The organism is Streptomyces kaniharaensis, assembly GCF_009569385.1.
GTDB lineage: Bacteria > Actinomycetota > Actinomycetes > Streptomycetales > Streptomycetaceae > Kitasatospora > Kitasatospora kaniharaensis.
In genome coordinates this window covers 140,490-159,340 of sequence record NZ_WBOF01000006.1, presented here as the reverse complement: position 1 = coordinate 159,340, position 18,851 = coordinate 140,490, and the positions used below count along the sequence as shown (strand labels likewise).

The following is an 18,851-nucleotide window of genomic DNA, read 5'->3' as shown; positions in this document are numbered from 1 at the left end:
CCAGCAAGGCCGTCGAGGCAGCGTCGGCAGGACCGCCGAACTCCTCCGCAGCTCACGCAGCGCCCGGCCTCCGGCAGGCGCGCCTACTCGACCGGCTCCACGGCGGCCGTGTCCAGCGCGGTCGTCACCCGGTCCAGCAGCGCGCGCATCGCGGCCAGGTCCTCGACGGGCAGCCCGGTCGCCGTGAGCAGCCGGCGCGGCACCTGCCCGGCCCGCTCGCGCAGCGCGGCGCCCTCAGCGGTGAGCGCGACGGTGACCGACCGCTCGTCCTCCGGGCTGCGCTCGCGGCGCACCAGCCCGGCCGCCTCCAGCCGCTTGAGCAGCGGCGAGAGCGTGCCGGAGTCCAGCCGCAGGCGCTCGCCGATCCGCTTGACCGGCAGTTCGCCGTCCTCCCAGAGCACGAGCATGACCAGGTACTGGGGGTAGGTGAGCCCGAGGTCCTTGAGCAGCACGCGGTAGACGCCGCCGAAGGCGCGCGAGGCCGCGTTCAGCGAGAAGCAGATCTGCTGGTCGAGGCGGAGCAGTTCCTCGTCCGCCATGCCGGGGAGCCCGGGAAAGCTGGTCATGCCCCCATGGTACCGATCACGTTTGCGCCATTCAGTTGTGCGCAATTGAATTGCGTGCTCTACTTGTTGCGAGGGCGGCCCGGGGAGGCCGCCCGCAAGGGACAGAAGGGAACGGACCATGGACGCGCTCTACACCGCAGCCGCCACCGCCAACGGCCGAGAGGGCCGCGCCGTCAGCTCCGACGGGCAGCTGGACCTCGCGCTGGCGATGCCGCCCGCGCTCGGCGGCAGCGGTCAGGGCACCAACCCCGAGCAGCTGTTCGCGGCCGGCTACGCGGCCTGCTTCGCCAGCGCCCTCGGCCTGGTCGGCCGGCAGGCCCGGGTCGACACCAGCGAGGTCTCGGTCACCGCGGAGGTCAGCATCGGCAAGGACGGCGCCGGCTTCGGGCTCTCCGTGGTGCTGCGCGTCGAGCTGCCCGAGGCGCTCGCGGGCGAGAACGGCGAGCTGCTGGTGAAGCAGGCGCACGAGGTCTGCCCGTACTCCCGCGCCACCCGCGGGAACATCCCGGTCGAGCTCGTCGTCGAGTAGGCACACGACACAACACCCGAGCAGGGCACGACAAGGGGCCCGCCGCACCCCACCCGGTGCGGCGGGCCCCACCCACGCGCTCGGCGATCGGCCCGGCCTCAGCCACCCGGCCCGTTCGCCGAGCGCAGCGTGTCGAGTCTGAGCCGGTACTCCTCGGCGTCGATCTCCCCGCGCGCGAAGCGCTCCGCGAGCACCTGCTCCGGCGTCGGCCCCGGCGCCCACGCCTTCGGCCCGCCCGGAACGGCGGCCGCCGGGCCACCTGGCGGAACCGGCCGCGGCGAGCGCGAGACGTACCGGAACAGGGCGATGGCGGCCAGCACCAGCACCGCCGCGACCAGGAACAGTCCGATCGCCATCACGCCGATACCCCAGCCACTCAGCCCGTGGCCGTGCCCGAACCCGTGCCAGTGCCTCATCTGGACCTCCTCCTCCGGCCTCGACAGGGCCCGCCGAGGTGACCGCCGCGCTACCACCATCGTGCGCCCGCGGTCGGCGGAAGTGTCCTGAAGAAAGCGTGAGAAAACGTTCCGGCGCCCGGGGCCGGGCCCACCGGGTAGCGTTCCGCCCATGAACCACCACCCACCGGCCGCCGAGCGCTCCGCCGAGCGGCTCGTCGCCGCCGGGGTGCTCCGTCGTCACGAGGACGAACGCCCCCACCCGGCGCTCGGCAACTCGCCGATCTCGTACGTCTCCACCGAACTGTGGGCCGAACTCACCGCCCTCGCCATCGCCCCGGCCGCCGCCGGGGCCACCGCCCGGGCCCTCCTGCACGCGATCGCCGCCGAGGCCGTGGACGCCTCCTTGGCCCCCGGCAACGAGACGGCCCCGCGCGACGACCTGTACGTGACCCACCCCGCGCACATCGGCCCGCACCGCCGGATCGTCTGGTTCCAGCGCTCCGGCCCGCGCGGGCCGATCACCGCCGGCTTCCCGCCCGAGCGCTGACGGGCCTCAGCGCTCTACCCGGAGGCTGTGGCAGACCCAGCTCAGCCGGTCCGGCCCGTCCAGCCGCGGGCAGTCGTGGTACGTCCCGTCCGCCACCGACAGGTTGACGATCAGGTACGCGTGCCAGCCGGGCCCGACCCCGTGCAGATCCGCGTAGACCAGTTCCTCACCGATGTACCAGTCCACCGAGTTGGCGCCGAGCACCACCCGCATGGGGAAGGTCCCGCCCGGGGCTATCCCGCGGTCTCCGCCGTCCCAGTAGCGGAACCCGCCCCGGACGTGGTTGGACATCTCCAGCAGGTCCGGGTGGTCCGGGTGGTACTCGAACACGTCCACCTCGTTGCCGCCGTCCCGCCAGGTCCAGATCGACGGCCAGGCGCCCATCTCCACGGGCAGTGTGATGCGCGCCGACAGCTCGTCCCCGGTGCAGACCTGGAAGCCCTCCGGGCTGCCCTCGGTGGTGAGCAGATTGCACGTCCAGAGCCCGTCGGCGGGCCGGCGGGTGGCCTCGAAGACGCCCGCGGGGCAGTACGCGCCGCTGAGGTAGTCGAGTTTGTGGTCGCTCCGGTTGGTCGGCCCCATCCGGGGATAGGCGCTGGTGCACCCGGCGGTCCACTGACTGGTCGAAGTGAAGTCCGCGTCGAACACGACTGCCACGGCCGCCTCCCCGGTGCCCCGCTGTCCCGGCAACCCTCACTACCGGGCACACGGAGTGAGTACCCGATGCGTTCCGTAGTATGCGAAGCGTGTCGCGCCGGCCCGGCGGGAACGCGCTCAGCCGACGGCGGCGGGCGCTCCCCCGGAGTCGAGCCGGTCCGTCACCGATACCACACCGTCGACCGAGCGGCACAGGTTCAGCACGATCGGCACCAGGTGCGGCTCGGGCACGGTGCCGCTGAGCACCACCCGGCCCTGGTCCACCTCCACCCCGATCTCGGCCGGGCTGACCCCGTCGATCCGGCCGAGCACCTCCTCCACGATCTCGCGCCGGATCACCCGGTCCTCGCGCAGGAACACCCGCAGCAGGTCCCCGCGGCTGACCATGCCGATCACCCGGCCGTCCTGGTCCAGCACCGGCAGCCGTTTCAGCCCGTGCCGGCTCATCAGCCGGGCCGCCGCGACCACGCTGGTGTCGGGTGTGGTGCAGACCGGCTGCGCCGTCATCAGGTCGGCCGCCGTGGCCGCGCCGCCCCGGCCCGGCTGCGCCGACTCCGGAGCCGGCAGCATGCTGGCCGTGTCCTCCTGCGCTGCCAGGGTGCGCAGCAGGTCCGCCTCGGAGACGAGGCCCAGTGGTCTGCCGTCGGTGTCCACCACCGGGACGCCGGTGATGTCGTACTCGGTCAGCAGCGCGACGATGTCCCGGAAGCCGGTCTCGGGCGAGACCTGGACCACGGGGCTGGTCATGACTGTTTCGACGGTGGCATGCCGCACGCCGGTTCACCTCGTCCACGACACTCGTCCGGCCGGATCCTCCCGGCCGGTACCCGCAGCATCGCGCCCGGCCGCGCACAACGCCAGGGGCCATGGGGCCGAACGGGTGGGACCTCCGGCCCTGCCGTCCCACGGTACGCCGACGGCCGCCCCGCCGGGCCGGTCTCCTGCCCCGAGCGGCGCAACCATCACATGATCGACTCGTTGGACCGTCCACCACGACACGAGGACGCCTCCGGGGAGGGCCTGTTGGCAGGATCAGAGGGTGCGGCGCCGCCGCCCCGGGGCGCCGCGCCGCGCCCGGTGGCACAGGCCGAGGCCGCACTGGTGCGCCACTACCGGCGCCTGGTCCGGCTGGCGTACCTGGCCCTGCCCGCCGACCGGGACCGGCACACCAGGGTGCTCGCCGCCCACACGGCCGTCCAGCGTGCGCTGCCATCCCGTTGGACCCGCCCCGGCCGGCCGGCGGGCCCCGGCGATGACCCCGTGTACGACGCGCTGCGCCACCGCGTCCTGCGCGCCGCCCTTCGCCCGCACCCCGCGCACCGGCTGCTGGCACCGCGGGTGTGGGGGCTGCGGCTGTTCACCCCGCACGGGAGCGACGAGGACGCGGCGCTGGACCAGGCGCTCGCCACGCTCGACGCGCCCGCCCGCGCCGCGTTCGCCCTGCTCGCGGTGGAGGAGCAGGCGCCGCAGCACGCGGTCGGCGTCCTGCGGCGGGCCGGGGTCGAGCGGCCCGAGGAGGCCGTCTCGGCCGCGTCCGGTCTGCCCGTCGGTGCCGAGTCGTCCGCCTTCGACCCGTGTGCCGTACGCGTCCAGCCCACCGACCTGCTGCGCCGCCGCCGTACTCTCACCGCCGCGCTCGCCGTGGCCGTCCTCGGGCTCACCACCACGGCCGCCGTCCTCGGCGGGTCCGACGGCGCGCCGGCCGTCCGACCGCAGGCCGCCCCGCCCGCCGACCCGGCCACCGACCCCGCCCGGTTGGTGCGGGTGGCGGCGGACCAGTGGCAGCACACCGCGCAGCTCGGTTTCCCCGCCTGGCCGGCGCGTGGCGACCGCCGCGACGACACCGCCCTCCTCGGCCGCGCCCTCGCCGCCTGGGCCCGGCCCGGACCGCAGACCCGCGCCGAAGCGGGCGTGGACACCGCGCCGCCCTCCGCCCCGCCCCGGCTCCTGTTCGCCGGGACGGTGGACGGCACCGCCGTGGTGGTCCTCCACGACGGGCAGCGGCTCGCCCAGTACACCGACGGGCACGGCGGCGGCCTGGACCTCGCCCGCGCCGACGACTCCGACGCGACGACGGCCGGCGCGGTGGTGCTGCGCCGCCAGGGCACCGCCGCCCGCTACCTGCTGGCCCCCTGGGTGGACACCGCCGAGACCCGGCGGATCGACCAACCCGACGCCCCCGCACGGCCGTTGGACCACCACGACGGCGTCACCGCGGCCGCCCCGGCCGGCACCCTCACCGACTGCCAGGGCGCCGCCGTCCTCCAGCTGCACTCCTCCCCCGTCATCGCCGAGAAGCACGTCTTCGTCCTGGCCGACGTCGGTGGCCTCGTGCCCGCCCACCTCACCTACACCCCGCCGCCGGACCGCGCCCAGCCCGCGCCCGCCCACGAACCCCACGAGGCGACCGGCCCGGACGCCCTCCAGGCCTGGGCGCGCGGCGGCTGCGCCGTCCCGGACGGCACACCGGGCGTCAAACAGCTCGACCTGTGGGCCTTCGCCGTCCAGCCGCTCCCCCAGAACGCGGGCACGGCCGCCTGGATGTGCCTGCGCGCCGACCGCTGGAACGGCGACGGCATCGCCGCCACCGCCGTCCTGCTGCCCACCGCGCGCGGCCCCCAGCGCACCGGTGGCGGCCCCGGCCGGGCGTGCAGCCGTCTCGAGCAGGACACCGTCGGCTCGACGTGGTGGCGCTCCCCGCAGGGCACCGAGTTCCTGCTCGTCGCCGGCAGCCGCCGCGTCGCCCGCCTCACCGTCAAGGGCCCGGACTGGTCCGCCGACCGCCCTGCTCCCGACCACACCCTCGTCGTCGAGCGCCCGGCCCGCGCGATCGTCCAGGTGGAGGCGGTCCTGGACAACGGCGCCCGGATCTCCCCCCTGCACTGACGGCACGACTACGCGGCCAACTCGTCGCTGTAGTCCGGAAGTTCGACACTGCTGACCTGCTTGCCGAGCTCCAGCATCCGGTCGAGGATCCAGCGCCGGTTCAGCAGCGCGCTGCGCGTCCTGAGGCCGATGGCGGTGCGGGGCGCCAGGAACGGGCCGGTGCGGTCGCCGCCCTTCTGGCAGCCCTGGGCGTAGCCGCGCAGCAGGTGCTCGTACCGGGCGAAGGCGCTCCGGTGGTCGCCGCGGGCCCGGGCCAGCTCGCCCGCCAGGACGTACGCGGCCACGACGGCGGTGCCGGTGCCCATCCCGCCGATGGTGGCGCCGCAGGCCGCGTCGCCGAGGAGGGCGATCCGCCCGGCCGACCAGGACGGCACGTCGGCACGGCTGATCGAGTCGAAGTAGAGCTCAGGGGCCTCCCGCAGGCTCTCCATCAGCCGGGGCACCTCCCAGCCGAGGTCCGCGAAGGACGACCTGATCAGCTCCTTCTGCTGGGCCGAGTCGTGTCGGTCGTAGTGGAGTTCGGGCGAGGCGAAGAGGAAGAAGGCGCCCGCCCGGGTCGGGTCGCGGTGGTCGGCGCCGACCGAGGCGAGCCGCCCCGGGACGTTGAGGCCGACCGAACCGGGCGGCAGGCCGAGGTAGTTGGGCAGCTGCCAGGTGGCCGCATAGTAGCCGAGGTGGCGGACGTACCGCTCCTCGGGGCCGAACGCCAGCCGGCGGACGTTGGAGTGCAGCCCGTCGGCGCCGATCACGAGGTCGAACTCGCGCGACGCGCCGCGCCGGAAGGCCACCCGGACGCCGCCGGGCGTCTCCTCCAGGGCGGTGATCGAGTCGCCGAAGACGTACTCGGCACGCGCGGCACTGTGCCGGAACAGCAGTTGGGCCAGTTCGCCGCGCGGGACCTCCACCTCGCCGCCGGCGAACTCGGCGGGCAGGTGGAGGCACCGGCTGCCGTCCGGCCCGAGGAAGGTCATCGGGCTGCCGCCGGTGCCGAGGGCGCGCAGCTCGTCGAGCACGCCCATCCGCTCCAGCACGGTGAGGTGGGTCCGGCCGCGGAAGTCGACGTTCTGCCCGCCGCCGCGCAGCGCGGGGGCCAGTTCGACGACGGTGACCTCGAAGCCGTACCGGCTCAGCCAGTGGGCGAGGGCAGGGCCGGCGATGCTCGCGCCCGAGATCAGGACCTTGGTGCTCATGGGAACCACTCCATCCGCGACGGCAGAAAACTGTGTCCACCAGACACTGTTCGTTGCTGTGTACGGTAGACACAGTTCGACCGGAAGGCAAGGGAGCGGAACGTGAACGAGGCGGCGAACGACACGGTGCGGCTGCTCTGGGGCCCGCCCGCCAAGCCCACCCGAGGGCCCAAGCCGGCCCTCAGCCTGGAGCGGATCGCCGCGGCGGGCATCGAGATCGCGGACGCGGAGGGCCTCGGCGCCGTCTCGATGCAGAAGGTCGCCGGGCTGCTCGACTACACCAAGATGTCGCTCTACCGCTATGTGCCCGGCAAGGCCGAACTGGTCGCGCTGATGGTCGAGGCCGCGATCGACGCGCCTCCCGCCGGCCCGGACGGGCTCGACTGGCGGGACCGCCTCACCGCCTGGGCCCACCGGTTGACAACGTCGTTCGTCCGGCACCCGTGGCTGCTGGACGCCACCGTCGGCCCCCGGGTGATGGGGCCGAAGGAACTCGCCTGGCTGGAACAGGTGGTGGCCGCCCTCGACGGCCGCGGCCTCACCGGCGCCGAACGCATGGACGCCGCCGTCCTGCTCGCCGGACACGTCCGCAGCATCGCCCAGCAGACCCGCGCCACCGGGCCGAACGGCTCCCCCGAGGCCCGACTCCTCGTCGTCCTGGCCAGCCTGGTCCAGCAGCACGCCGACCAGTACCCGGCCCTCGCCGTCGCCATGACCGAACCGGGCGGCCGCGACCAGGCCCTGGACTTCGGCCTCGCCCGCATCCTCGACGGCCTGGAGTCCCTGATCAGCCGCCGCACCGGCCGGGCGCACGAGGAAAATCCCGGGCAGGAGTCCGAAGCCAGGCCCTAACATGCCGCTCCATGGCGATGTTCGTGCACCTGACCTCCACCGCGAACGCCCCGCGGGTCCGCCGGTCCGGAATCCGGCCGGACAGCCGGGGGCAGGACGGCGTGCGCGGGGTGTACTGCTTCCCCGTGCTGCCGTCGTACACGCTGACCCACCAGTGGCTGCGCGAGCTGGCCCGGTTCGGCACCCGGGGCGGGCTGGTCGCGGTGCACGTCCGGCTGGCCGACGACCAGCCGGTGCTGGCCGGCCACTACCGGGACCGCGCCAAGGACGCGCAGCGCCTGATGCCGGCCGCCGAGGCGGTGCGGCGGATCGGGGCGCTGCCGGATCCGCGCGGCTGGGAGGTGTTCCTCCCCCGCGCGGTGGGCGCCCGCGAGATCCACCGGATCCGCACCGCACCGCAGGTCACCGGCTGGCGCTACCTGCCGAACGCCCACGGCACCCGTCCCTGCACGTGCGCGGGCTGCCGGATCCGCGGCGAGTACGGGAGCCGCCGTCTGCGCGAGCGCCGCCCGCACCCCCTGGACGGCCCGCCCCCGCCCGTCCGCGTCCTGCTCGCCCGCATCGACGCCGCCGGCACCCCGGGCGACCCGGCCGAACTCCGCGCCGCCCTGCACTGGTTCTCCCTGCGCCGCCGCGGCCCTCTGGAGCGCCTCGCCCACCTGGCCGCCCACCCCGTTCCCGCCGTCCGCCAGGAGCTCGTCTGGGCTGTCTGCGGCTGGTCCACCCCCGGCGTCCGCGACCTCCTGACGGCCCTCGCCGCCGACCCCGACCGGGACGTCCGCGAAGCCGCCGAGGCGGCGCTGGAGGACTGAGCAGCGCACACACCACCGGCACCCTGGACGGACCGCGGCCCGGTACCGAGGGGGCGCGCGGGCCCCGACCGCGCAACCACCGAAGACGGCCCACCTGCGTGTCGCGGCGGCGAACTCGTCGTCCGTGCACGTCCGTTGCCCTAGCGTGGCGACCCGCGCACCGCTGACTGCGCGCCGTCGAGAGCCCGGGAGTGAGATGCCGAAACGCCGTAGCCCACGCGCCCGGCCGGCCGCGCTCGTGCTCACACTCGCGCTGGCGCTCACCGCGTGCGGGAGCGGCGGAAGCGGCGCGGGCCCGACGACACTCGACTGGTACAACTTCCCGGACGACTCCGGCGCCCTCCAGCAGGCCGCGGACACCTGCGGGCAGGCCTCGGGCGGGCGGTACGCGATCCGGTACAACAAGCTGCCGCGCACCGCCGACGGCCAGCGCCAGCAGCTGGTGCGCAGGCTCGCCGCGCACGACGCGGGCGTGGACATCATGGGGCTGGACGTCACCTGGGCACCGGAGTTCGCGGAGGCCGGCTGGATCCGCGAATGGACGGGGGCGCAGAAGGAACAGGTCACGGCGGACACCCTGCCCGCCGCCCTCAGGACCGCCACCTGGAAGGACCGGCTGTACGCCGCGCCGTACAACTCCAACACCCAACTCCTCTGGTACCGCGACGACCTGACCCCCTCCCCGCCCCGCACCTGGGCAGAACTGCTCGCGCAGGCGGACGCGCTCGCGAAGGACGGCAAGCCGCACGACATCGAGGTCCAAGGGGCTCAGTACGAGGGCCTGACGGTCTGGTTCAACACCCTGGTCGGCAGCGCGGGCGGCGCGGTCCTGACAACCGACGCCACCGCGCCAGCGCTCGGCGCGCCCGCCGTCACCGCTGCCGGGATCATCCGGGAGCTGGCGCGCTCCGCTGCCGCCGACCCCTCGCTCGCCAACCAGATGGAGGACCAGAACCGGCTCGCGCTGGAGTCGGGCACGGCCGCCTTCGAGGTCAACTACCCGTTCGTCTACCCGGCGATGAAGGCCGACCGGCCCGACCTGTTCGCGCACTTCCGGTGGGCGCCCTACCCGGCCGTGACGCCCGACCGGCCGGCCGCCGTCACGATCGGCGGGATCGATCTCGCCGTCGGCGCGTACAGCCGGCACCCCGACCTCGCCCGCGAGGCGACACTCTGCCTGCGCAACCGCGACAACCAGCTGGTCAACGCGCTCCGTGGCGGCCTCCCGCCGTCCCTGCGGAGCCTGTACACGGCCCCCGAGCTGACGGCCGACTACCCCTTCGCCGCCGAGGTGCTCGCCGCCCTCGAATCCGCCTCGCTCCGCCCGCAGACGCCCGCCTACCAGAACGTCTCGATCGCGATCGCACACGCGCTCTCCCCGCCCTCGGCGGTGGATCCGGAACACACGGTCGCCGCCCTGCACGGCCAGATCGGGGACGCACTCGGCTCGAAGGGGCTGATCCCGTGACCGTCACCGCCGAAATCCCGACCCGCGCGAAGATCTCCGAGGGCTCCCGGCAGGAGCGCCGCCTCGGCTGGCTGCTCTGCGCCCCGGCCGTCCTGGTGATGACGGCGGTGACGGCCTACCCGATCGGCTACGCCGTCTACCTCTCCCTCCAGCGCTACGACCTGCGCTTCCCGCAGCGCGCCCGGTTCGTCTGGTTCGACAACTACGCGGCCGTGCTGTCGAGTTCGTACTGGTGGCAGGCGCTCTGGGTGACCGTCCTGATCACGGCGGTCTCGGTGACGATCGAGCTGGTGCTCGGCCTGGCGCTCGCCCTGGTGATGCACCGGACGATCCTGTGGCGCGGCGCCGTCCGCACCTCCGTGCTGGTGCCGTACGGCATCGTGACGGTGGTCGCCGCGTACTCCTGGCAGTACGCGTGGACGCCCGGCACCGGCTACCTGGCCGGCCTCCTGCCGCCGGGCAGCGCGCCGCTCACCGACCACTGGCAGGCGATCGGGCTGATCATCCTGGCCGAGGTGTGGAAGACCACGCCGTTCATGGCGCTCCTGCTGCTGGCCGGTCTGGCCCTGGTGCCCGAGGAGACGGTCCGGGCCGCTCAGGTGGACGGCGCCGGCTTCTGGCAGCGGCTGCGCCTGGTGGTGCTGCCGCTGATGAAGCCCGCGATCCTGGTGGCCCTGCTGTTCCGGACGCTCGACGCGTTCCGCGTGTTCGACGACATCTACGTGCTCACCGGCGGTTCGAACAACACCGGCTCGGTCTCCATCCTCGGGTACGACAACCTGTTCACCGCGCTGAACCTCGGCATCGGGTCGGCGATCTCGGTACTGATCTTCCTCTGCGTGGCGGCGATCGCGCTCGTCTTCGTCAAGGTGTTCGGCGCCGCGGCGCCCGGCGGCGAGGGTGACCGCCGGTGAACGCCCCGGTGAAACCCGCCACGCGGACCCGCGCACGCTGGACGGCCGTCAATCTCGTCGTGGTGCTCTACGCGCTGTTCCCGGTCTGGTGGATCGCCGCGCTCTCCTTCAAGGACCCGAGCACCCTCACCGACGGCAACTTCGTGCCCCGCCGCTGGACGCTGGAGAACTACCGCGGCATCTTCCGGACCACCGAGTTCACGCGCGCACTGCTCAACTCCGTCGGCATCGCCCTCATCGCCACCACCGTCGCCGTCGTGCTCGGCACCATGGCCGCCTACGCCGTCGCCCGGCTGCGTTTCCCCGGGAAGCGGCTGCTGATCGGCATGTCGCTGCTGATCGCGATGTTCCCGCCGATCTCGCTGGTCTCCCCGCTGTTCGACATCGAGCGGGCGCTGAGCCTGTTCGACACCTGGCCGGGCCTGATCATCCCGTACATGACCTTCTCCCTCCCGCTGGCGATCTACACCCTGTCGGCCTTCTTCCGGGAGATCCCGTGGGACCTGGAGAAGGCCGCCCGGGTGGACGGCGCCACGCCCTGGCAGGCGTTCCGGCTGGTCATCGCCCCGCTGGCGGCGCCCGGCGTGTTCACCACCGGGATCCTGGTGTTCATCTTCTGCTGGAACGACTTCCTGTTCGCGATCTCGCTCACCTCCACCCGGGCGGCGCGGACCGTCCCGGCGGCGATCGCGTTCTTCACCGGCAGTTCGCAGTTCCAGCAGCCGACCGGCTCGATCGCCGCGGCGGCCATGGTGATCACCGTGCCGATCGTGGTCTTCGTGCTGCTGTTCCAACGCCGCATCGTGGCCGGCCTGACCGCCGGCGCAGTGAAGGGGTGACGCATGGCCGAGCTCGTCCTCGACGGACTCACCAAGCACTACCCGGACGGCGGGGTCGCCGTCCGGGACGTCGACCTGACCGTCGGGGACGGGGAGTTCGTGATCCTGGTCGGCCCGTCCGGGTGCGGAAAGTCCACCACCCTCAACATGATCGCCGGCCTGGAGGACATCACCGCGGGCACCCTGCGGATCGGCGGCCGGGTGGTCAACGACCTCGCCCCGAAGGAGCGGGACATCGCCATGGTGTTCCAGAGCTACGCGCTCTACCCGCACATGACGGTCCGTCAGAACATGGGCTTCGCCCTGCGGCTGGCCGGGGTGGACCGGGCGGAGATCGCCCGCAAGGTCGAGGAGGCCGCGCGCGTCCTGGACCTCACCGACCACCTGGAGCGCCGCCCCGCGCAGCTCTCCGGCGGCCAGCGTCAGCGGGTCGCGATGGGCCGGGCGATCGTCCGCGCCCCGAAGGCCTTCCTGATGGACGAACCGCTGTCCAACCTGGACGCCCGGCTGCGGGTCCAGATGCGCACCCAGATCGCCCGGCTCCAGCGCCGCCTGGGCACCACCACCCTCTACGTCACCCACGACCAGGTCGAGGCGATGACCCTCGGCGACCGGGTGGTGGTGATGCGCGACGGCGTCGTCCAGCAGGTCGGTGCACCGCAGGAGTTGTACGACCACCCGGTGAACCTGTTCGTTGCCGGGTTCATCGGATCCCCGGCGATGAACGTCCTGGACGCCACGCTGGAACAGGGCGCGCTGCACACCGCGCTGGGCGAACTGCCGCTGGCGGACCGGCTGCGACGGCAGCTGGAGCGGGCCGGCGCGCCGCGGCGGGTCGCCGTGGGCATCCGCCCGGAGCACTTCGAGGACGCGGCACTCCTGGCACACCCGCGCGGCGGGCGGACGGTGACGGTGGGCGTCGAGGTGCTGGAGTCGGTCGGCTCGGACGTGTTCGCGCACTTCACGCTCGACGGCCAAGGCGAGGCCGTCGCCCGGATCGGCACCGACACCCGGGCCGTGGAGGGCCGCCCACTGGAGCTGTGGGTGGACACCGACCGGCTGCACGTCTTCGATCCGGCCACGGGCTCCGCGCTCACCGACTCACGCCGCTGACCGCGCCCTGCCGAGCCCCGCTCAGCCCACGTGCACGGCCGGCCGCCGCGAGCGGTCGGGCTCCGCCTCCCGCAGCACCTCGCGGGTGACCGGCGCGATCTCACCCTGGCCGAACAGGAAGAACCGCAGGAACTGGGCGAAGGGGTTGCCCTCCGTCCACTCGAAGTAGATGTGCGGCTGCTGCCCGGTGAGGTCGCGGACCCGCAGCAGCAGCGCGGCCAGCGCGTTCGGCACGCTGGAGCTCTGCAGCGCCAGCACCCGGTAACGGTCGTGCATCACCTCGCCGTGGACGCTCAGTTCGGCCTCGAAGTCGGACGGGTCGAGCACGGTGACCTCGACGAAGACCAGGTCGTCCTCGGCCGGGATGTCGTTGTCGGCCCGGATCTGCCGCATCTTGTCGCGGTACTCGGCGAGGTCCCGGCTGTTCGGCTCGTTGGCGATCAGCCGCAGCGGGCGGTGCATGTAGTCCCGGACGAACCGTTCGGCGACGTCGTCCAGGACCACGTCGGTGACCCGCAGTTCGAAGGAGCGCTTGAGCCGGGAGAGGAAGGAGACGAGCACGATGGCGCCGATGAAGCAGGCGCCGATCTTGACACCGTCCGGCCGCTCGCCGATGTTCACCGCCGTCGTGTAGATGAACACGGCGGAGATCGCCGCGAATCCGGCCGTCCAACGCGACTGCCCCGCCTTGTGGGCGGCGATGGTGACGGCGATGGCGGCCGAGGTGATCAGTACCAGCACACCGGTGGCGTAGGCGCCGCCCTGGGCGTCGACGTTGGCGTCGAAGATCCAGGTGATCAGGAACCCGACCAGGGTCAGGACGATCACCATCGGCCGCAGCGCCCGCGCCCAGGCCGGGACCATGCCGTAGCGCGGCAGGTAGCGCGGCAGCAGGTTGAGCATGCCCGCCATGGCGGAGGCGCCGGCGAACCAGAGGATGGCGATGGTGGACAGGTCGTAGACGCTGCCGAAGGCGCTGCCGAGGTTCTGGTGCGCGAGGTAGGCGAGGGCGCGGCCGTTGGCCGGGCCTCCGGTCTTGAAGTCCTCGGGGGGGATCAGCAGGGTGGTGATGAAGCTGGTGGTGATCAGGAAGATGCTCATGATCACGGCGGCGGTGGTGAGCAGGTGGCGGGTGCCGCGGATGCGGCCGGTGGGGTTCTCCTCGGTGTCGTCCGGGTCGCCCTCGATGTGCGGCATCACGGCGACGCCCGTCTCGAAGCCGGACAGACCCAGCGCGAGCTTCGGGAAGACGGTCAGGGAGACGCCGATCATCGCGGCCGCGTTGCCGTGCGCGGCGGTGAGCGCGTCGGTCCAGTCTCCGATCACGTGCGGGGCCTTGAGGACGTGCCAGAGGCCGTTGGCCACGACGACGACGTTGAGCGCGAGGTAGATGACGACCAGGACGACGGCCACGCCGATCGCCTCGCCGAAGCCCTTGAGGAAGACGGCGCCGAGCAGGGCGATCAGGATCAGCGTGATCAGCACCTGCCTGCCGCTGAGGGCACTGGTCAGGTGCGGGTTCTCCACCAGGTGCGCGCTGGCGTCGGCGGCCGACAGGGTGATGGTGATCATGAAGTCGGTGACCGCGAAACCGAGCAGCGCCAGCACGAAGAGCTTGCCCCGCCAGAACGACAGCAGCCGCTCCAGCATGGCGATCGAGCCCTCGCCGTGCGGGCTCTCGTGGGCCACCCGCCGGTAGACCGGCAGCGCGCCCAGCAGGGTGACGATCACCAGCACGATCGTCGCGATCGGCGACAGCAGTCCGGCCGCGAGCGCGGCGATGCCGGGCTGGTAGCCGAGGGTCGAGAAGTAGTCGACACCGGTCAGGCACATCACGCGCCACCAGTGCGCGGTCTTGTGTGCGGCGGGTGTCTCGGCGTGCGGGCCCGGGTACTGCTTGGCCATGTCGGCCAGGCCTTCCAGCAGCCATGCCCGGAACCGCGCGCCGCGCGTCGGAGGCGCCACCCCCGGCCCGACCGAACCCGACGAAACCACGTACACCCCTGTCCATGACTCGGCCGGCCGCTCACGGCTCCCGACCCCCTGGCCGCCGGACGGACGGCGCGGTCAGGCTAAGTGACCGGACCGCCGCCGTCGCGGAGCCGCGCAACCGGACGCGCCATGGTGCCCCGAACGGCCCTCTCCGGTGGCGGGTGGCGCTGCGGCGTGCAACCGGCGCGGCGCTCCCGGCCCGATACCCGGAGAGGGTGAGGATGTCAACATGCCCTGACGCACTCGCGTACGGTGATCGGGCACGGACACGACGGAGGCCAGTGTGACGGAACCGAGTCGGCGGGGAGTTCTGGGCCTGGGCCTGATGGCAGCGGCCGTCACCTCCTGCGGCACCGGCCGGCCCGCACCGGCCACGGCCCCGCACCCGTCACCCGACACCGCCGGCGCGAGCCCGCAGCGGGCCGGCGTGAAGGCGGACGAGAAGCCGGAGCAGTCGCTCCCCGGCGCGGCCGACTGGGAGATCACCAACCCGGGCCCGGCCGGCGCGATCGAGGGCTTCGCCGACCGGGTCAGCGTGCTGCCGGGCGAACCGGTCGGCCTGCACGTCTCCACCCCGGCCGCCGCCTTCACCGTCACCGCCTACCGGATCGGCTGGTACGGCGGCGCCCGCGCCCGCCAGGTCTGGCGCCGCGAGCACGTGCCCGGCACGAAGCAGCCCGCGCCCCACGTGGACGGCGCGACCCGCACCGTCCTGACCGGCTGGCAGCAGACCCTCGCAGTGGACACGGCAGGCTGGCCCGAGGGCGCATACCTGCTGCGCCTCGACGTCGAGGACGGCTCGGGCCAGCGCTACGTCCCGCTCACCGTCCGCTCGGCCATCACCGCCGGGAAGACGGTGGTGATGGCCGCCCCGGCGACCTGGCAGGCGTACAACGAGTGGGGCGGGTACAGCCTCTACAACGGCCCGACCGGGGGCCTCGCCACCCGCTCGCTGAAGGTCACCTTCGACCGGCCCTACGAATACGACCACGGCGCCGGGCTGTTCCTGGTGTACGAGGCCCCGCTGGTCTCGCTCGCCGAACGGCTCGGCCTGCCGCTCGCGTACACCACCGGGATCGACGTGGCCCGCGAGCCGGGGCTGCTGCACGGCGCGGCCGCCGTCCTGTCGCTCGGGCACGACGAGTACTGGTCACCGGAGCAGCGCGCGAACGTGGTCGCGGCCCGGGACGCCGGGACCAACCTGGCGATCCTGGGCGCGAATTGCTGCTTCCGCCGGGTCCGGTTCGAGCCCACGGAGCTCGGCCCGGACCGGACGGTGGTCTGCTACAAGGACGCCTGGGCGCAGGACCCGGGCCACCGGGCGGGCGCTCCGGCGACCACCGACTTCCGGGTCGGGCCGGGCGCCGATCCGGAGAGCGCGATGCTCGGCGTGATCTACGACGGCTACCCGGTGGACGCCCCGTACGTGGTCGGCTCGCCCGACCACTGGGCGTTCGAGGGCACCGGGGTCACCGCCGGGGCGTCCTTCCCGCACCTGGTCGGCGTCGAGTACGACAAGGTGGAGACCGCCTTCCCCACCCCGCGCCCGATCGAGGTGATCGCCCACTCCCCCGTGGTCTGCGAGGGCCGCCGCTCACACGCCGACACCGCCTACTACACCATCCCGAGTGGCGCCGGGGTGTTCGCCACCGGAACGATGCGCTGGGTGGAGACACTCGACGCGCACGGCCCCGGGGGCACCAGCGCTGACCACGGCGTCGACGCCCGGGCCGGCGACCTGGTGCGCAAGGTCACCGAGAACGTCCTGCGCACCTTCGCCGCAGGCCCGGCCGGCCACACCCGCCCCGCCCAGGACAACCTCGGGGCCGTCTACGGCGTGCAGTAGCCGTCAGCTGCCGCCGCCGGTGGGAGGGGTGATGGCCCCCGGGGGGCCGGGCGTGACCCGGCGCCGAGGCCACCGCCCGGCGCGGATACACTCGCACGGTCGTATCAGCAGGTCGTCACGGACAACCGTCCGGCGGGGCACGGATGCCGCCGGAGAGCGCGCGAGGGAATCAGAGCATGGTCGAGGCCTCCCCCAAGGTCGTTGTCGTCGTCCCCACGTACAACGAGCGGGAGAACCTTCCGGTCCTCGCGGGCCTGCTGGCGGAACTGCCAGTGCCGAACCTGCACCTGCTGGTCGTCGACGACAACTCGCCGGACGGCACCGGCGAGATAGCCGAGAAGCTGGCGGCGGGCTCGCACGGCACGGTCGGCGTGCTGCACCGCACCGAGAAGGACGGCCTCGGCCGGGCCTACCTCGCGGGCATGGCCCGGGCGCTGAACGAGGGCGCCGACGTGGTGGTGCAGATGGACGCCGACCTGTCGCACCCGGCCTCGGTGATACCCACGATGGTGCAGACCCTGCTCACCGGCGACACCGCCGTGGTGCTCGGCTCGCGCTACGTGCCCGGCGGTTCGACGGCCTCGGAGTGGCCGTGGCACCGCAAGGCGCTCTCCGCGTGGGCCAACTTCTACGTCAACACGATCCTCGGCCTCGGCGTCAAGGACGCCACCGCGGGCTTCAAGGCCTGGCGGGCGAGCACGCTGCGGGCGATCGACCTGCCGACCGTGCAGAGCAACGGCTACTCGTTCCAGGTCGAGATGAACTACCGCGTGGTCAGGCGCGGCATGACGATCCGCGAGGTGCCGATCCGCTTCGAGGAGCGGGTCGAGGGCGCGTCCAAGATGAGCATCGGCGTGCAGGTCGAGTCCGCGCTGGCGCCCTGGAAGCTGCGCCTGGACCGGAACCGGTAGCCGCAACTCCTCACCTCGGCGTGGGCATTCGGGTGCCCTCGGGCCCGTTCGGCGGTGTGAACGGCGGCTGCGGGGAAAGAAGGGCGGCATGGCCCTTCTCCCGGAGTCCCTCACGGTCGCCCTCCGCCGTGGCGCCCGAGAACCGTTCGTCGTCCAGACCGTCCGCGCGACGGTGGCCGCCACCCTCTCGTACGCGGTGGCGACGCAGCTCAGCAACGAGCCGGCCCCGCTGACGGCGCCGCTCACCGCGCTGCTGGTGGTGCAGGTCACCGTCTACTCGACGCTGAAGACCAGCATCCGCCGGGTCAACTCGGTGGTGGTCGGCGTACTGATCGCGATCGGGTTCAGCGCCGTGGTGGGGCTCTCCTGGTGGAGCCTCGGACTGATCATCCTGGCCTCGCTGACGATCGGCCGGTTCGTCCGGGTCGAGGAGTTCGTCCAGGAGGTCGCGATCAGCGCGATGCTGATCCTGGGCGTCACCAAGCTGGCCTCGCAGGCCTGGGACCGGGTGCTGGAGACGCTGATCGGCGCCGCCGTCGGCCTGCTGTTCAACCTGCTGTTCGCCCCGCCGGTCTGGGTGGACACCGCCGGCGAGTCGATCGAGGACCTGGCCCGGCGGGCCCGCCACCTGCTGCTGGACATCGCCGAGGAGCTGGGCCGCCCCATCCCCGTCGCCCGGGCCGCGGAGCGGCTGCACGAGGCGCGCCGGCTCGACCAGGCGATCTCGGAGGTGGACGCGGCGCTGCGCCAGGCCGAGGACAGCCTGCGGCTCAACCCGCGGATCAGCGAGGGGCTGCTGTCCCGGCTGGTGCTGCGCACCGGACTGGACACGCTGGAGATCTGCGTGGTGGTGATCCGGGTGCTGGCCCGTTCGCTGACCGACCTGGCGAAGCGGCGCGAGCCCGGCGAGCGGCTGTTCCCACCGGACGTCGCGGTGGCGCTGGAGGAGCTGCTGACGCACGTCGGCGGGGCGATGGTCAGCTTCGCGGTGCTGGTGACCACCCAGGTGAGCCGCAACGCCGAGGAGGCGGAGCAGCGGCTGGCGGCCGAGCTGGCGGCGGCCCTGACGTGCCGGGAGAACGTCGCCCACCTGCTGTTGCGGAAGGTGCAGGAGCACCCGGAGGCATGGCAGCTGCACGGCGCGCTGCTGGCGGAGGTGGACCGGATCCTGGACGAGCTGGACCTGGAGCACCGCAGCCGGCGGCTGATGGAGGAGCTGGACCGGGCCTCGGTGGCGAGCCGGGAGCGGTTCTCGCGGTTCGCGGGGCTGCGCCGGTGGGTGCGGGGCGAGCGGCGGCGCCCGGCCGTAGAGGCCGGGCGCTGAACCCGAA

Annotated in this window: 18 protein-coding genes; 12 read left to right on the top strand and 6 right to left on the bottom strand. The window is 73.3% G+C overall.

Going from position 1 to position 18,851, the window contains the following annotated elements; all coding sequences use genetic code 11:
• Positions 1-83: 83 nt before the first annotated feature.
• Positions 84-566 (bottom strand): MarR family winged helix-turn-helix transcriptional regulator, encoded by a 483-nt coding sequence (locus F7Q99_RS37855; protein ID WP_230211305.1) that lies wholly within the window; start codon positions 564-566, stop codon positions 84-86.
• A gap of 118 nt (positions 567-684) precedes the next feature.
• Between F7Q99_RS37855 and F7Q99_RS37850 the strand changes: the two genes are divergently transcribed.
• Positions 685-1,095 carry an organic hydroperoxide resistance protein gene (locus F7Q99_RS37850; RefSeq protein WP_153471321.1) on the top strand — a complete coding sequence of 137 codons (411 nt, stop codon included), beginning with the start codon at positions 685-687 and terminating at the stop codon, positions 1,093-1,095.
• Between the two features lie 98 nt (positions 1,096-1,193).
• On the opposite strand, the gene F7Q99_RS37845 is transcribed toward F7Q99_RS37850, so the two are convergent.
• The gene (locus F7Q99_RS37845) at positions 1,194-1,511 is read right to left on the bottom strand and encodes an SHOCT domain-containing protein (RefSeq protein WP_153471318.1); all 318 of its coding nucleotides are present in this window, start codon (positions 1,509-1,511) and stop codon (positions 1,194-1,196) included.
• Between the two features lie 151 nt (positions 1,512-1,662).
• Here F7Q99_RS37845 and F7Q99_RS37840 point away from each other — a divergent pair, with 151 nt between their 5' ends.
• Positions 1,663-2,040: a hypothetical protein gene (locus tag F7Q99_RS37840; RefSeq protein ID WP_153471316.1), complete on the top strand. Its 378-nt coding sequence runs from the start codon at positions 1,663-1,665 to the stop codon at positions 2,038-2,040.
• A gap of 6 nt (positions 2,041-2,046) precedes the next feature.
• Here the strand turns inward: F7Q99_RS37840 and F7Q99_RS37835 are convergent, their stop codons facing one another.
• Positions 2,047-2,697 carry a LamG domain-containing protein gene (locus tag F7Q99_RS37835; RefSeq protein ID WP_153471313.1) on the bottom strand — a complete coding sequence of 217 codons (651 nt, stop codon included), beginning with the start codon at positions 2,695-2,697 and terminating at the stop codon, positions 2,047-2,049.
• A gap of 117 nt (positions 2,698-2,814) precedes the next feature.
• Positions 2,815-3,444: a CBS domain-containing protein gene (locus F7Q99_RS37830; RefSeq protein ID WP_153471311.1), complete on the bottom strand. Its 630-nt coding sequence runs from the start codon at positions 3,442-3,444 to the stop codon at positions 2,815-2,817.
• Between the two features lie 276 nt (positions 3,445-3,720).
• On the opposite strand from F7Q99_RS37830, the gene F7Q99_RS37825 reads away from it, so the two are divergent.
• Positions 3,721-5,583 (top strand): hypothetical protein, encoded by a 1,863-nt coding sequence (locus tag F7Q99_RS37825; RefSeq protein ID WP_153471308.1) that lies wholly within the window; start codon positions 3,721-3,723, stop codon positions 5,581-5,583.
• Positions 5,584-5,591: 8 nt separating this feature from the next.
• Here F7Q99_RS37825 and F7Q99_RS37820 read toward each other — a convergent pair whose 3' ends face one another.
• The gene (locus F7Q99_RS37820; RefSeq protein ID WP_153471306.1) at positions 5,592-6,773 is read right to left on the bottom strand and encodes an FAD-dependent monooxygenase; all 1,182 of its coding nucleotides are present in this window, start codon (positions 6,771-6,773) and stop codon (positions 5,592-5,594) included.
• A 102-nt stretch (positions 6,774-6,875) separates the two neighbouring features.
• Here F7Q99_RS37820 and F7Q99_RS37815 point away from each other — a divergent pair, with 102 nt between their 5' ends.
• From F7Q99_RS37815 to F7Q99_RS37790, 6 genes are all read left to right on the top strand, one after another.
• The gene (locus F7Q99_RS37815; protein ID WP_326847555.1) at positions 6,876-7,625 is read left to right on the top strand and encodes a TetR/AcrR family transcriptional regulator; all 750 of its coding nucleotides are present in this window, start codon (positions 6,876-6,878) and stop codon (positions 7,623-7,625) included.
• 11 nt (positions 7,626-7,636) lie between these two features.
• Positions 7,637-8,437 (top strand): HEAT repeat domain-containing protein, encoded by an 801-nt coding sequence (locus tag F7Q99_RS37810; protein WP_195911415.1) that lies wholly within the window; start codon positions 7,637-7,639, stop codon positions 8,435-8,437.
• Positions 8,438-8,633: 196 nt separating this feature from the next.
• Positions 8,634-9,905 (top strand): ABC transporter substrate-binding protein, encoded by a 1,272-nt coding sequence (locus F7Q99_RS37805; RefSeq protein WP_153471303.1) that lies wholly within the window; start codon positions 8,634-8,636, stop codon positions 9,903-9,905.
• The gene (locus F7Q99_RS37800; protein WP_326847554.1) at positions 9,902-10,819 is read left to right on the top strand and encodes a carbohydrate ABC transporter permease; all 918 of its coding nucleotides are present in this window, start codon (positions 9,902-9,904) and stop codon (positions 10,817-10,819) included. Before F7Q99_RS37805 ends, F7Q99_RS37800 begins: the two co-directional genes overlap by 4 nt.
• Positions 10,820-10,827: 8 nt before the next feature.
• The gene (locus tag F7Q99_RS37795; RefSeq protein WP_326847568.1) at positions 10,828-11,658 is read left to right on the top strand and encodes a carbohydrate ABC transporter permease; all 831 of its coding nucleotides are present in this window, start codon (positions 10,828-10,830) and stop codon (positions 11,656-11,658) included.
• 3 nt (positions 11,659-11,661) lie between these two features.
• A complete protein-coding gene (locus tag F7Q99_RS37790; protein ID WP_153471299.1) occupies positions 11,662-12,771 on the top strand; it encodes an ABC transporter ATP-binding protein in 1,110 nt (369 codons plus the stop codon).
• Positions 12,772-12,792: 21 nt separating this feature from the next.
• On the opposite strand, the gene F7Q99_RS37785 is transcribed toward F7Q99_RS37790, so the two are convergent.
• Positions 12,793-14,676 carry an APC family permease gene (locus F7Q99_RS37785; RefSeq protein WP_230211304.1) on the bottom strand — a complete coding sequence of 628 codons (1,884 nt, stop codon included), beginning with the start codon at positions 14,674-14,676 and terminating at the stop codon, positions 12,793-12,795.
• A gap of 370 nt (positions 14,677-15,046) precedes the next feature.
• Here F7Q99_RS37785 and F7Q99_RS37780 point away from each other — a divergent pair, with 370 nt between their 5' ends.
• From F7Q99_RS37780 to F7Q99_RS37770, 3 genes are all read left to right on the top strand, one after another.
• Positions 15,047-16,609: a N,N-dimethylformamidase beta subunit family domain-containing protein gene (locus tag F7Q99_RS37780; protein ID WP_195911414.1), complete on the top strand. Its 1,563-nt coding sequence runs from the start codon at positions 15,047-15,049 to the stop codon at positions 16,607-16,609.
• A 176-nt stretch (positions 16,610-16,785) separates the two neighbouring features.
• Positions 16,786-17,520, top strand: a complete 735-nt coding sequence (locus F7Q99_RS37775; protein WP_153471296.1) for a polyprenol monophosphomannose synthase — start codon at positions 16,786-16,788, stop codon at positions 17,518-17,520.
• 88 nt (positions 17,521-17,608) lie between these two features.
• Positions 17,609-18,844, top strand: coding sequence for an FUSC family protein (locus tag F7Q99_RS37770; protein ID WP_153471293.1), 1,236 nt, complete (start codon positions 17,609-17,611; stop codon positions 18,842-18,844).
• Positions 18,845-18,851 lie beyond the last annotated feature (7 nt).